Annotated in this window: 9 protein-coding genes and 1 tRNA gene; 4 read left to right on the top strand and 6 right to left on the bottom strand. The window is 48.5% G+C overall.

Annotated features, from left to right (window positions below):
* Positions 1 to 29: 29 nt before the first annotated feature.
* From DFP83_RS09295 to pepA, 3 genes are read right to left on the bottom strand one after another with little or no spacing between them, the layout of a single operon-like run.
* Positions 30 to 2,879 (bottom strand): valine--tRNA ligase, encoded by a 2,850-nt coding sequence (locus DFP83_RS09295; protein WP_110575052.1) that lies wholly within the window; start codon positions 2,877 to 2,879, stop codon positions 30 to 32.
* A 7-nt stretch (positions 2,880 to 2,886) separates the two neighbouring features.
* Positions 2,887 to 3,333 (bottom strand): DNA polymerase III subunit chi, encoded by a 447-nt coding sequence (locus tag DFP83_RS09290; protein ID WP_110575051.1) that lies wholly within the window; start codon positions 3,331 to 3,333, stop codon positions 2,887 to 2,889.
* A gap of 2 nt (positions 3,334 to 3,335) precedes the next feature.
* Positions 3,336 to 4,844, bottom strand: coding sequence for a leucyl aminopeptidase (pepA, locus tag DFP83_RS09285; protein WP_110575049.1), 1,509 nt, complete (start codon positions 4,842 to 4,844; stop codon positions 3,336 to 3,338).
* Positions 4,845 to 4,978: 134 nt separating this feature from the next.
* Between pepA and lptF the strand changes: the two genes are divergently transcribed.
* Complete coding sequence (gene lptF, locus DFP83_RS09280; protein ID WP_110575047.1) at positions 4,979 to 6,094, top strand: LPS export ABC transporter permease LptF; 1,116 nt, start codon at positions 4,979 to 4,981, stop codon at positions 6,092 to 6,094.
* Positions 6,095 to 6,096: 2 nt separating this feature from the next.
* Positions 6,097 to 7,164, top strand: coding sequence for an LPS export ABC transporter permease LptG (gene lptG, locus DFP83_RS09275; protein WP_110575045.1), 1,068 nt, complete (start codon positions 6,097 to 6,099; stop codon positions 7,162 to 7,164).
* On the opposite strand, the gene DFP83_RS09270 is transcribed toward lptG, so the two are convergent.
* Positions 7,161 to 7,670, bottom strand: a complete 510-nt coding sequence (locus DFP83_RS09270; RefSeq protein WP_110575043.1) for an RDD family protein — start codon at positions 7,668 to 7,670, stop codon at positions 7,161 to 7,163. The two genes, lptG and DFP83_RS09270, sit on opposite strands and share 4 nt — an antisense overlap.
* Positions 7,671 to 7,853: 183 nt before the next feature.
* On the opposite strand from DFP83_RS09270, the gene DFP83_RS09265 reads away from it, so the two are divergent.
* A tRNA-Leu gene (locus DFP83_RS09265) sits at positions 7,854 to 7,940 on the top strand.
* A 43-nt stretch (positions 7,941 to 7,983) separates the two neighbouring features.
* Here the strand turns inward: DFP83_RS09265 and DFP83_RS09260 are convergent.
* On the bottom strand, positions 7,984 to 9,348 hold the full coding sequence (locus DFP83_RS09260) for a M24 family metallopeptidase (protein ID WP_110575041.1): 1,365 nt from the start codon (positions 9,346 to 9,348) through the stop codon (positions 7,984 to 7,986).
* Between the two features lie 195 nt (positions 9,349 to 9,543).
* Complete coding sequence (gene katG, locus DFP83_RS09255; RefSeq protein WP_110575040.1) at positions 9,544 to 11,811, bottom strand: catalase/peroxidase HPI; 2,268 nt, start codon at positions 11,809 to 11,811, stop codon at positions 9,544 to 9,546.
* Between the two features lie 225 nt (positions 11,812 to 12,036).
* On the opposite strand from katG, the gene DFP83_RS09250 reads away from it, so the two are divergent.
* Complete coding sequence (locus DFP83_RS09250; RefSeq protein ID WP_110575038.1) at positions 12,037 to 14,082, top strand: TonB-dependent receptor; 2,046 nt, start codon at positions 12,037 to 12,039, stop codon at positions 14,080 to 14,082.
* Positions 14,083 to 14,110 lie beyond the last annotated feature (28 nt).

Genomic DNA, 14,110 nt, shown 5'->3' with positions numbered 1-14,110 from the left:
GAGTGAACAACGATTACTCAGTCACATGCTTATAGAGATGCTATCTTTGCATGTTGCTGCTTCAGTTGAGCTAACGCCTCTTCAGCTTCTGCCAGTTTTTCACGCTCTTTAGCAATGACGGCCTCTGGCGCTTTACTCACAAAGTTCTCGTTGCTTAACTTACCACTCAGCCGCTTCTGTTCCTGCTCAGCCTTTTGCAATGCTTTATCCAGACGTTTTAACTCCGCGTCTTTGTCGATTAAGCCGGCCATCGGGATATGCAATTGCATACTGTCGACAAGGCTTGTCATACTTGCAGGCGGCTCCTCACCCTCGGCCAAATAATCAATTTTTTCGAGCTTGGCAAGGCTTTGTAAGAAGGTTGTGTTCGTCTCAATACGACCACGTGCCATCTCATCATAATGGGAGATGAGCAGCGGTAACGGTTTGTTAGGTGATAAATCCATCTCACCTCGGACGTTACGGATTGCTAGGATGACCCGTTTTAACCATTCCATATCCTGCATGGCTTGTTGATCGACGTCGGCATTTGCCTGTGGGAACGGCTGCAGCATAATGGTTTCGCCCTCTACGCCAGCCAGCGGTTTCACGCGGTGCCAAATGGTCTCCGTTATATACGGTAAAATTGGGTGAAGTAGACGCAGTAGTTGTTCGAGCACCGTTACGAGCGTGCGGCGTGTACCGCGTTGTTCAGCTTCAGTCCCGTTATTGAGTACCGGTTTGGTAAGCTCTAAGTACCAGTCACAGAATTGGTTCCAAGTAAACTCGTACGCAATCGCAGCGGCTTGGTCAAAGCGATAGGTATCTAATGCGTGACGGAATTCTTTAACTGTGTGGTTAAAGCACGCAATAATCCATTCGTCGGCGAGCGATAACCGACAGTCTTCACCTGATTGACCGCAATCATGCTCCTCGGTGTTCATCAGCACATAGCGGCTCGCATTCCATAATTTATTACAGAAGTTACGATAACCTTCGAGACGTTTCATGTCCCAGTTGATGTCACGCCCTGTCGAAGCCAGCGCAGTCAGCGTGAAACGCAATGCATCGGTGCCGTGCGCCGAGATACCCTCTGGAAATTGCTTACGTGTTGCTTTGGCAATTTTCTCACGCATTTTAGGTTGCATCAGATTAGCTGTGCGCTTTTCAACCAATTCGTCCGCGCTGATGCCGTCGATCATATCCAATGGGTCAAGCACATTGCCCTTCGACTTGGACATCTTCTGACCTTCTTCGTCACGGATCAAACCGGTGACATAGACTTTCTTAAAGGGCACCTGCGGCTGACCATTTTCATCCTTGAGGAAGTGCATGGTCATCATGATCATGCGCGCAACCCAGAAGAAAATAATATCAAACCCGGTGACCAATACATCGGTTGGATGGAAGGTTTTTAAGTCATCAGTTTGCTCTGGCCAACCCAAGGTGGAGAAGGTCCACAATGCCGAGGAGAACCATGTGTCCAGTACGTCTTCATCTTGCGATAACTTGATGTCGCCTAAGTTATTTTCTTGACGGACTTCATCCTCGCTGCGGCCAACATAGACATTACCTTGTTCGTCGTACCATGCTGGGATGCGATGCCCCCACCACAATTGACGAGAAATACACCAGTCTTGGATGTCACGCATCCAACTGAAATACATGTTCTCATACTGTTTGGGTACGAACTCAATACGACCGTCCTCTACCGCCTCGGTGGCTTGTTTTGCGAGCGATTCAACACGCACGTACCATTGATCAGTAAGGTGAGGTTCAATCGGTACACCACCACGGTCGCCATAAGGTACTTTATTTGTATGCTTTTCAATTTTGTCGAGTAAATTGAGCTCTTCAAACGCAGCGATGATTTGTTTGCGCGCTTCAAAGCGTTCAAGACCTGCAAATTGGGCAGGAAGTTCGCCTTTGAACGTTCCCAACGATTCGACCGCTTCACCTTTACTTGTGTACAAACCCGCGGTGCTCAATACATGTGCAGTATCATCAAGCACTGAAATCATGCCGAGTTCGTTACGTTTGCCGATCTCATAATCGTTAAAGTCATGAGCAGGGGTGATTTTGACGCAACCGGTGCCAAATTCACGATCAACATAGTCATCGGCGATGATTGGGATTTGGCGATCGACCAGTGGTAAGTTGATGTGCTTACCCACCAAATGTTGATAGCGCTCGTCTTCGGGGTGAACGGCAACACAGACATCGCCGAGCATCGTCTCAGGACGAGTCGTTGCGACAACCAAATAATCTTTACCGTCTTCCGTTTTCTCGCCATCCGCTAGTGGATAGCGCAGATGCCAGATGTGACCCTGCTGCTCTTTATTTTCAACTTCAAGATCGGAGATTGCGGTTTGTAACTTTGGATCCCAGTTCACCAAGCGTTTGCCACGGTAAATAAGACCTTCTTTGTGAAGCTTCACGAAGACTTCGAGTACTGCTTTAGACAGACCTTCATCCATGGTAAAACGTTCGCGATCCCAATCGACAGAATCACCCAAACGACGCATCTGCGAAGTGATGGTACCACCGGACTGTTGCTTCCACTCCCAGACTTTGTCGATAAACGCTTCACGACCTAAATCGGCGCGGCTTTTGCCTTCTGCTGCGAGCTGGCGCTCAACCACCATCTGTGTTGCGATACCTGCGTGGTCAGAACCGACTTGCCATAATGCATTTTTACCATCCATACGTTGGTAACGCGTCAGTATATCCATGATGGTGTGCTGAAAAGCGTGACCCATGTGCAGGCTACCTGTCACATTAGGGGGCGGGATCATAATTGAATATGCATCACCTTTGCCCGAGGGCTTAAAATAGCCCTTGCTTTCCCACGCTTGATATAACGATTCTTCGATGTCTTTAGGGGAGTACGTCTTGTCCATAATGGCCTTAATTATGCTTTGCTGTTAACGGCTCGGTGCGCATTTGGCAACCGCGAGCTCGATAATGTTTGTATCGCTCTCGTGCGACGGCTTTCTCGTGTTCGGCTGCCGGCACAAGGTCAAAAATGTGTTGGCTGCGTTGTGCTACTTCGGGTACTTGGTTCGCCAAGTTAAAGAGCGCCATACCCGTTCGTGGCTGCTGCTCTGCTTGAAGCCAAGCGAGCGTAACAGGTGCACCGTTTGGCATCGCTTCACCTACGAGCGCGTGGGGAATAAACCCATCGGCAGGCCGCTGCCACAAAAGTTCGTCGAACAATTCGGCCTGCTGTTGATCTTCACACATCACGAGCAATTTCCGATACTGACGAAATAAAGCCGCGATTTTATCGCAAATCAGCTTGTTTTTCTCGTCTTCGTCGGTCGTTTGTACTAAAAAAAACGTTGCACTCGGCATAGCTAGTCGTTCGCATCCACTTGTTGGCAGCGGTTGATCAAGAACTGACTAAGCAATGGCACAGGTCTTCCAGTCGACCCTTTATTAGCGCCGCCACTCCAAGCGGTGCCCGCGATGTCCATGTGAGCCCAGTTATACTTACGTGTAAACCGAGACAAGAAGCAGGCCGCAGTAATAGTACCCGCCTCTTTGCCACCAATATTTTGCATATCAGCAAACGGACTATCGAGTTGTGACTGGTATTCATCCCACAGTGGTAAGCGCCACGCTTTATCGCCACTTTGCGACGCGGCATTTAGGATCTCGCTGGCGAGCGGATTATGTTGACTTAACACGGCGGATGCATGCGAGCCGAGCGCCACAACACAAGCACCGGTCAAGGTCGCTAAATCGATCACTAACTCGGGCTCAAAACGCTCCACATACGTGAGGGTATCGCATAATACCAAACGACCCTCGGCATCCGTATTCAGTACTTCGACGGTTTGCCCGCTCATGGTCGTAAGAATATCGCCTGGTCGGTACGCTTTACCATCTGGCATATTCTCACAACCTGCCATAACGCCAATCACATTAATCGGCAGCTTCATTTCAGCGAGGGCTTGCATAGCACCGAACACGCCGGCAGCGCCGCCCATGTCGTATTTCATTTCGTCCATATTGGCCGATGGTTTAATCGAAATGCCACCCGAATCGAAGGTCAGGCCTTTGCCAACCAACACAATCGGTGCTTGATCGTCAGCCGCTCCTTTGTAGTGCATTAGAGTAAGCACTGACTCATTCTCTGAGCCACGGCCAACCGCTAGGTAAGCATTCATACCCAACTCAGCCATCTCTTTTTCTTCGACGGTGGTGACTTCAAGCTGCGGATAGTGTTCTGCCATTGCATGAGCTTGTTCTGCTAAATAACGCGGAGTACAGATATTAGGTGGCATGTTGGCAACATCACGACACTTATCCATACCTGCGGCGATTGACAGCCCATGATTGATGGCTTGCTCGCCGATAGTTAACTCTTTGCGGCTTGGTACGTTAAAGGTTAATTTACGCAACGGACGACGCGGTTCTTCTTTTTTAGTTTTTAATTGGTTAAAGCTATATATTGTTTGGCGTGCCGCCTCGACGGCCATGCGTACCTTCCAGTAGGTATCACGACCTTTCACGTGTAACTCACTCAGAAAACAGACGGCTTCCATCGAGCCTGTTTCATTTAGCGTATTAATGGTTTTAGCAATGATTTGCTTATATTGACGCTCGTCAAGCTCACGCTCTTTACCGCAGCCCACCAACAATACACGCTCTGCCAGCACATTAGGGACATGATGTAGTAAGAGTACCTGACCTGTCTTGCCTTCTAAGTCACCGCGACGCAGTAAGTTGCTCAGGTAGCCTTCACTGACATTATCGAGTTGTTCTGCGACACCGGATAACCTCCGTGGTTCGAAGACACCCACAACGATGCATGCGGAACGTTGTTTTTCTGGGTTGCCACTTTTTACGCTGAACTCCATGGAATGTGCTCCTATTTCGGTAGGCCGCAAGGACTGCTATAGTTAGCCTAATAAACAAATTTGTTGTTAAAATAACAAGTTTACTTAAAAATCACAGCTATTCCAGTAAAAACCAAAGTTATGAGTCGAGCAACGTGCGCATTTTTAAATATTTGATTGCTGAGACATTAAAGTCTCAAATCGCGGTACTAGTTGTGCTGATGACAATATTTGTCAGCCAAAAGTTTGTTCGCGTGCTGTCGGACGCCTCCGAGGGGGATATCCCCAGTTCTATTATCTTTCAGTTGTTATCGCTGAATTTGCCGGCCTTGTTGGCATTGATCATTCCGTTGAGTCTGTTCTTGGGAATTCTGTTGGCGCACGGGCGCATCTATGCAGACAATGAGATGACAGTATTACATGCCTGTGGTGTCAGCGAATGGTATGTCACACGGGTGACTCTCGTGGCTGCTTTTCTATTAGCCTTGGTCACTGCTGCACTGACAATGTATGTTGTGCCGTGGTCACTCGAGCAAGAACAAAAAATTGAGGATAAGGCACGTGCTGATAGTGGACTTACCGCGCTGATTCCTGGTCGATTCCAACAGTCGAGCAACGGTAAGGCGGTGATTTTTATTCAAAGCCAGAATGACCAAGGTGATCTTCAGAATGTGTTTGTTGCTCAACACCAAGCAGAACAAGGACAGATTCGCTCAGGCAGTGTTGTGGTCTCTAACTCCGGTGAGGTCAGTACGGAGAGTTCTGGTTCGCAATGGTTAGAACTCCGTGACGGTAAGCGATTTGCAGGTGACGGTGAACATTATCAATTGATGAGCTTTGAACAGTATCGGTTGCAGATAAAAGAACAGCCCGTGGATGAGCAACTACGTGACTTAGAGGCGTACACGATCACTGAGTTATGGCAGGAGAACTCAACAGCGGCGGCAGCAGAGCTGCAGTGGCGTATTGCTATCCCGCTTGCGATGCCGCTACTGACACTCATTGCTGTGCCGTTAAGCCGTGTTAACCCACGTCAGGGCAAGTTTGCGCGTATGGCACCCGCGATATTAATTTACTTAGGTTACTTCTTGGTGCTTATGGCGGCTAAGTCCGCTGTACGAGATGGTGTAATACCCAGCTATATTGGCTTATGGTGGATACATGTTGCGTTGCTGGTTTTTGGTATCGCGTTGTTAAGTCGCGCGCGTCCCGTTGGACTGAAGTTCTGGGCGCACCTGATGTTTTGGCGTCAACGTAGCCGAGGGGTATAACCATGCTGAGTATTTTAGACCGCTATATTGGCGCGACTGTGCTAAGAACCTCGTTAATGAGCTTGATCGTACTGACGGGCTTATCGGGGCTGATACGCTTTGTTGAGCAGCTCAAGTCGGTTGGGCGAGGTAACTACGAAGTATTAGACGCAGCACTTTTTGTGTTTTATAGCATTCCCCGAGATATAGAAGTGTTCTTTCCAATGGCCGCTTTGCTCGGTGGGTTAATTGGTATGGGTGTGCTGGCGAGTAATTCAGAATTGATTGTGATGCAGGCGGCTGGGCGCTCCAAACTGAATATCGCAGGAGCCGTTATGAAAACAGCGATTATTATGATGATCGCTGTGATAGCCATTGGCGAATGGGTGGCGCCGCCGATGGAGGCAAAAGGTCGCTTGATCCGTGCGCAGGAGATTTCGGGTGGCAGCCTTATTTCGGCACAACGTGGTGTATGGGCAAAAGATGGTGACGACTTTATTAATATTTCTGAAGTCGAGGATACAGGGCGGTTAAATGGCGTTCTAATTTACGATTTTGATGGTAAACAGCAGCTCGACAAAGTCACATACGCCCAAACAGCGGTTTTTAACAACGATGCGTGGCGGTTAAACAACGTTGTTGAAACCCAGTTGACCGAACAAGAGGTCATTGAAAATCGCTTTGACTCAACGATGTGGCGGCCGAGTTTAACGCCTGATAAATTGGGTGTGGTCACCATCAAACCGGAGTCACTATCCATTACTGGTCTGATAGATTATCTCACCTATTTAAAAGCGAATGAGCAATCAGCGCAGCGTTATGAACTGGCTTTATGGCGTAAGCTGCTTTCACCCATCACGGTGGCGGTCATGTTGTTAGTTGCCTTGTCATTTATATTTGGTCCGCTGCGTGAGACCAGTATGGGGGCTCGTATACTGATGGGCGTGATTACAGGCTTTGCGTTTCATGTGAGTAATGAGATTTTTGGCCCCTTGGCACAGGTTTATCAAGTGCCTGCAGTCCTTGGAGCCTTGTTACCGAGCTTAGTGTTTGCCGGTGCTGCAGTATTTATCATGCAGCGTAAAAGCTAGAGTTCTTTCCAATAAAACAGCTGGTTGGCTTCTTTTGAGAGGGTAACCAGCTCGGTCTTTGCTGCATAGTCTTGCCAAGCGCGTCGGTTTTTAAAATCGATCAATACCCAGAGATTGCCCAAACCAAAAGCACAGGTGACTAACCTTATCATAACCTGTTTGTTGGTTAAGCGAGCGCCATTGCGTTGTTGTAACTTTAACCGCCATGCTCGCATACCTACGGTTTGTCCTGAGGTTTTCCAGAAGTAACCGAAAAACAACGCCAATACGGCCACTAAATAAATACTTAACCAAGGCCCTTGGTCAATAAATTCGGCGTGGTCCATTCCTTCAGGTAAGTGAACCCAGCCCAAGCTCGTGGTCATTGCCGCAGCTCCGAGCGCCAAGCCAGTAGCTAGCATCACCATTGCACAGGCGACTAAAAAATCATAAATCCATGCTGCGACACGACGTAGAAAAGTCGCTGATGGGAAACTGGCGTGCAATTTTTGAGCTTCTGATGGCATAATTTTATCTCTAACAACCGATGACCCGAACAGTTTATCATGAGGTGAGGCGAGGCGCAGTAGGGTCGTTCGGTTAAGGAATGAGCAAACGAACGTCATTCAGCAAAATTTCTGCAATATTTGCTTGATTAGAACGATGTCATGGGTATAATCCCACCCGTCGACCAAGACAACCTATCTTATGCCGAGGTGGCGGAATTGGTAGACGCAGTGGATTCAAAATCCACCGCTGGTAACAGCGTGGGGGTTCAAGTCCCCCCCTCGGCACCAATAACGCTTTTCAGTTATATCTACCTACACCCCTTAAAACACACTAGCGGATCAAATGCCACTGAGTTTGGCGTCCAGCACTGTAGCGTACCTTATTTCCGTCAAAAAACGCCGTCTGTTCAAGCATGATTTGAATCATCTGACCATCCCATTCGGGTACTGACTGTTTGATATTGCCTTCAATCGCATAGGCGGTATTGGCATATAATGGCCAGTCGCCGCGCACTGGTGTAGGGCCCTGGTTATCCCACATGCCAATTGTCGGACCTGGCGCATGCCCGTAAAAACCAATCGGATGTGTATAAGTGCTACTGTTGATACCCGCCGCGTTGCTCGCCTTGATCGTTGCTGCCAATACTTGATTGCCGCTGCGGCCAGTAACAAACTCAGCGGTTAACGTGTCCTGCCAGCGATTGCCGGTTGCTAGAGCGGCGATTAGGCCCTCAGGCGCCTGGTTTTCATCGTGCTTGAGCACATAGGCCATTTCCTGAGTATCGGTGCACATGGTCAGATAACAAATGCCGACGTCGGTGTGCAGTGCGTCACCACGTTTGATAACTCCCTTACCTGTGCTGCAGAACGGTGTGTTGTCGTCGCATTGATTGCCTTCTCGCTGAAAGGTCACATAAGGCATAAACCACGCATCCAATCCCAGTTGTTCAAAGCGCTCGCGAATGTACCAAGCCACATCATCGGTGGTGGTGACACCGGGGGTGATGGTTTTATTACTGAATGCCTCGGCGATGACGCCGCGGGCAAGGGCAACAGCGGTACTGAGTATGCTTGCTTCTTGCTCAGTACGGGTTTCTACCCAACGCACGACGAGGTCCTCGGCGGAAACAAGTCGCTGTTGATACTGCTGAGGTAACACCTCAAGTAGACGCTCATGTAGACCTTTCGTCAGCCCGTCAGCGACCGGCCAGTCCTTTGATACGTTGATGCCAATACGTTGAGGGTTTTTATCGACGATCAGTTTCGCCAACGCCTCCCATTGCTCGGTTAGGTTGCCCCCAGACCAGACGGACTCATAGGGCTTACCAAACGGATAGGTATTGACTGATAACTTTTCGACATGGCCGTCCTTATGACGATTAAAAATAAGCATGGTGGTGCGTCGAGCAGCGAAAGTAGGTTGAGGTACAAGGGAAAAGTAGACTGGATCTTCAGCGTATTCGCGGTTGATGACCAGCCACATATCAAGGTCGGCTGCATCCATTAATGCCGGGAGTAATGTATCAAGTCGCTCATGCATCATGGCGTTCACAGGTTCAATGCGGTCACGGTGTTCAACAACCTGAAACTGTGCCGCCGATTTAATATCAGGTTCTGGTGCTTGCACCGCCTTGCTATGTAACGGTGTAAATGCGATTAGGCAAATGGTAACTAGCGTAGAAATAGGATAAGTCATAAATTATTCTCGTTATGGTTTTTTGCCAGTTTTGCATAACTTTGCTTGAGTTAGTAGAGGTTAATTTTTCGGCAGCTGTACTGGATTTGATTTATCAGTGTGAAGGTCAGCAGTGTGGGGACGATGCTCAGGTAAAAAAATACCGACCGGTCTAAACGACCGGTCGGTATCCGTGTTAACAAGGTTTAAATCACCTTATGACTTTTCTAAGTCGAAGCGATCAAGCTGCATTACTTTCGTCCATGCTTTGATAAAGTCATTGATGAACTTGTCATCGGCATCATCAAGTGCATACACTTCGGCAACAGCGCGCAACTCTGAATTTGAACCAAAGATCAGATCGACCGTGGTAGCCGTGTACTTTTCTTCACCAGAAGTACGGTCACGACCAATATACAGTGATTCGTCGTCTTTTGATGGCTCCCATTGGGTATCCATGCTTAACAAGTTGACGAAGAAGTCATTGGTGAGTGTGCCGGGTTCATCAGTGAACACACCGTAGTCTGTGCCTTCGTAGTTAGCGCCTAAAGCGCGAAGACCGCCGACCAAAACAGTCATTTCAGGCACTGTTAAGTCTAGGGTATCGGCTTTATCAACCATCATTTGAGCAGGGTTCAAACGGCTTTCTTTACTGTAATAATTACGGAAAGCGTCTGCCGTTGGTTCCAAGAACGCAAACGACTGAACGTCAGTCATTTCTTGCGTCGCATCTGCGCGTCCAGCAACAAAGGGAACTGTTACGTCATGTCCAGCATCTGCAGCGGCTTTCTCAATGGCAGCAGCGCCCGCTAGTACGATGGTATCTGCTAGAGATACTTGCTTATTACCAGAGAGCGATTTATTGAACTCAGTGCGAATGGTCTTAAGTTCATTAAGTACTCGTTTGAGCTCCTCAGGGTTATTCGCTTCCCAATTGATCTGTGGTTCTAATGCAATACGTGCACCATTAGCACCACCACGCATATCTGTGGCACGGAAGCTTGAAGCCGCTGCCCAAGCAGTGCGAACAAGTTCTTGTACCGTCAAATCGCTTGCTAGAATCTGCTCTTTTAGCTCGGCGATTTCGCTGTCATTAATCAACGTGTAATTGATCTCAGGGATTGGATCTTGCCAAATCAAATCATCTTTAGGTGCTAAGTCGCCCAAGTAGCGCGCTTTAGGTCCCATATCCCGGTGAGTTAGCTTAAACCATGCTTTAGCAAAGGCGAGTTCAAACTCCTCAGGGTTTTCTTGGAAGCGTTTTGCTATTTTGCGGTACTCAGGGTCAAACTTAAGCGAAAGATCCGTCGTGAACATAATAGGTGCATGACGTTTACCCTCGGCATGAGCGTCGGGCACCATGTTAGCACCTTGGCCATCTTTCGGGATCCACTGAATAGCACCGGCTGGGCTGCGCGTTTGTTCCCATTCAAAGCCGAACAAATTATCAAGGTACTGAGTGGTCCAAGCCGTTGGATTGACCGACCAGGCACCTTCTAAGCCACTGGTAATAGTGTCTTCAGCGTTACCTTTGCCGCAACTGTTTTTCCAACCCAAACCTTGCTCTTCAACCGGTGCGGAAGCAGGTTCAGCACCTAAACACTCCTCAGGTTTGTGCGCACCGTGTGCTTTACCAAAGGTGTGACCACCTGCAATCAACGCCACGGTTTCTTCGTCGTTCATCGCCATACGACCAAAGGTATCACGGATGTCTTTAGCCGCCAGTAATGGATCAGGCTTACCGTTAGGACCTTCAGGATTGACGTAGATAAGCCCCATTTGCACAGCTGCGAGTGGGTTCTCTAACTTGCGGTCACCCTTGTAACGTTTGTCGCCCAACCACTCGGTTTCTGGTCCCCAATAGACGATATCAGGTTCCCAAGCATCCTCACGTCCACCCGCGAAACCATATGTTTTAAAGCCCATCGACTCGAGCGCCACGTTGCCGGTCAACACCATCAAGTCAGCCCAAGAAATATCGCGTCCATATTTTTGCTTTACAGGCCACAGCAAACGGCGTGCTTTGTCTAAGCTCACGTTATCTGGCCAACTGTTTAAGGGTTCAAAGCGCTGTTGTGCGCCTGCTGCACCACCGCGACCGTCTTGAACTCGATATGTACCCGCACCGTGCCAAGCCATACGAATAAAGAAAGGACCATAGTGACCATAATCTGCTGGCCACCAATCTTGATCAGATGTCATTAGCGCTTCGATATCTTTTTTAACAGCTTCGAGATCAAGTGAATTAAAGGCTTTGGCATAATCAAAGTCAGCGTCAAGAGGGTTTGACTCGGGACTGTGTTGGCGTAGGGGTTCTAAGTTCAGCTGATTAGGCCACCAAAAGCTATTTTCCTTTGCTTGTTGGCTTTGCTGTTGCTTGCCATGGTGATAATCATGTCCTTGCTGAGCCAGAGTCGGCGCAGAGAGCGTCAACGCAACTGCTGCAGACAATGCTGAGATACTAAAATGTCTTCCAATGTTCATTTTGTTAACCTCGTGTTAATTAAACGGCGTTCATCGAGGTGTAATATAGACTAGTTTTATGAATTTATCCCGCCAATATAAATCATAAAAAACGATTAGAATAATCGATTTATCATTAATTTCCGAAGTTAACCTTACTTCGAATAGCTTTTCTCGCATTTGGTATGCGCCTTTGTTGAATATTTAGTATGATAATTGGGTTATTAACTTTGTTATGAGGTTTACATGGTCAAGTTTAGGCTCTCACTCGTTGTAAGCGCATTAGTCAGCGTTTTACCTCTTTCCTCGGTTAATGCGCATGATGGTATTGAGCGTATTCTTGTCTCGGGACATCAGGCGAACCTTCTTGGGCAGTCGATGTCCGCTTCGGAGGGCGTGTTAGGTCAACCAGAGATTGAAATAAGACCGATGTTACGCACCGGTGAGTTGATGGAGCTCATTCCGGGCATGAGTGCCACACAACACAGCGGAAGTGGCAAAGCGAACCAGTATTTTTTACGGGGTTTTAATCTGGACCATGGTACCGACTTTGCCACATACGTTGATGGTATGCCGGTAAACATGCGCAGTCACGGTCATGGGCAAGGTTATACCGATATTAATTTCCTAATCCCAGAAATTATCGCACAGGTGACCTATCAGAAAGGCACCTATTATGGCGACGTAGGGGACTTTTCAGGTGCTGGAAGCGTTGGTTTTAGCACACAAATGACACGACGTGACGGACTCGCTTCGGTCACAGTGGGTGAGGATAACTACCGGCGTACGCTGATTACGGACAGTATCAACTCGGGCAGCCGAAATGCGACGTTATACGCGTTTGAGTATCAAACTTATGATGGACCATGGTCTGATATCGATGAAGATGCCGACAAGCTGAATGGCGTGCTCAAGCACAGTATTCGACTCGATGACGGCGTATTGACACTTGGAGCGATGGGTTATCACAACGAGTGGAACAGCGCTGATCAGATTCCAGCACGAGCGGTACAGTCAGGACTCATCGATGAACTTGGCTCGATTGATCCGACGTTAGGTGGAAAAACACATCGTTACAGTCTTAACGCAATATATACGACAGCCGACTATGCACTGAGCGCCTACGCTATCGACTACGGGCTGTCACTGTTTTCTAACTTTACCTACTATCTTGATGATCCCGTAAATGGCGACCAGTTTGAGCAGGTGGATGACCGTATGATTTATGGCGCGTCGGGTAGTTGGCATATCAATAATAACGTGACTGTTGGCTTTGATACGCGTTACGACGATATTGGCGAAGTGGGCTTATATAAAAGTGAGGCGCGCGAGCGACTTGGTGCAGTGCGCAGTGACCGCGTTGATGAATGGAGCTTTGGCTCCTATGTCACCCACGATTATCAATGGACCGGGCGGTTACGAAGTTCCGTATCGCTGCGCTACGACTATTTTGATTTTGATGTGGCTAGCCGACTTAACCAGAACATCTACGATGTGGCATTAACCGAAAATAATGGCAAAGAATCCGATGCGTTATGGTCGCTCAAGGGAAGCCTCAATTATCTGCTAAAGGACGACATGGAGATCTATTTGTCGGCGGGTCAAGGGTTTCACTCGAACGATGCACGAGGCACGGTTACACGCATTGACCCTAACTCAGGCGATGACGTCGCGCCCGTCGACCCGTTAGTGCGTGCCTTAGGCTATGAAGTGGGTATGCGCTGGCGCCCGAATAGCCAGTTCAACAGCTCGGTTGCGTTGTGGGCACTCGAGCAAGATAGCGAACTATTGTTCGTGGGCGATGCGGGTAATACCGAAGCAAGTCGTCCGTCATTTCGCCATGGTATTGAGCTGGCAGCCTACTATAATGTGAATGACAATCTGAGTTTTGACCTTGAATATGCCTATACCGACGCTGAGTTTGATGATGCGTTGCCGGATACCTATATCCCCGGTGCGGTAGAAGATATTTTGCAGGTCGGTGCGACACAGCGGTTTGGTGACAATTGGCTGTCTACATTGCGTGTGCGCTACATCGGCGAACGCCCGTTGACTGAAGATAATAGCGTGCGTTCGGAGAGCTCGACAGTGGTCAACTTTTTACTCGCTAAGCAATGGGCTAATTGGTCAGCACAAGTTCAGGTACTCAACTTACTCGACAGCAATGACCATGACATCGATTACTACTATGCATCACGTCTACAAGGTGAGCCGGCAGCTGGCGTTGATGATTTACATTATCATGTGATGGAGCCAAGAACGGTGCGCTTTGAAGTGAGTTATACGTTTTAATGCCGTTGGTCGGCATGTAGGGTCAATA

It is taken from the genome of Idiomarina fontislapidosi (assembly GCF_003226255.1).
Taxonomy (GTDB): Bacteria; Pseudomonadota; Gammaproteobacteria; order Enterobacterales; family Alteromonadaceae; genus Idiomarina; species Idiomarina fontislapidosi.
Note: the sequence above shows the minus strand (reverse complement) of the source record. Positions and strands in the feature narration are given on the sequence as shown.

Excerpts from the sequence above, each read along its gene's own strand:
- DFP83_RS09250 (WP_110575038.1), top strand. The coding sequence starts at position 12,037 with ATGGTCAAGTTTAGGCTCTCACTCGTTGTAAGCGCATTAGTCAGCGTT.
- katG (WP_110575040.1), bottom strand. The coding sequence starts at position 11,811 with ATGAACATTGGAAGACATTTTAGTATCTCAGCATTGTCTGCAGCAGTT.
- DFP83_RS09295 (WP_110575052.1), bottom strand. The coding sequence starts at position 2,879 with ATGGACAAGACGTACTCCCCTAAAGACATCGAAGAATCGTTATATCAA.
- DFP83_RS09270 (WP_110575043.1), bottom strand. The coding sequence starts at position 7,670 with ATGCCATCAGAAGCTCAAAAATTGCACGCCAGTTTCCCATCAGCGACT.
- pepA (WP_110575049.1), bottom strand. The coding sequence starts at position 4,844 with ATGGAGTTCAGCGTAAAAAGTGGCAACCCAGAAAAACAACGTTCCGCA.
- lptG (WP_110575045.1), top strand. The coding sequence starts at position 6,097 with ATGCTGAGTATTTTAGACCGCTATATTGGCGCGACTGTGCTAAGAACC.
- DFP83_RS09290 (WP_110575051.1), bottom strand. The coding sequence starts at position 3,333 with ATGCCGAGTGCAACGTTTTTTTTAGTACAAACGACCGACGAAGACGAG.
- DFP83_RS09260 (WP_110575041.1), bottom strand. The coding sequence starts at position 9,348 with ATGACTTATCCTATTTCTACGCTAGTTACCATTTGCCTAATCGCATTT.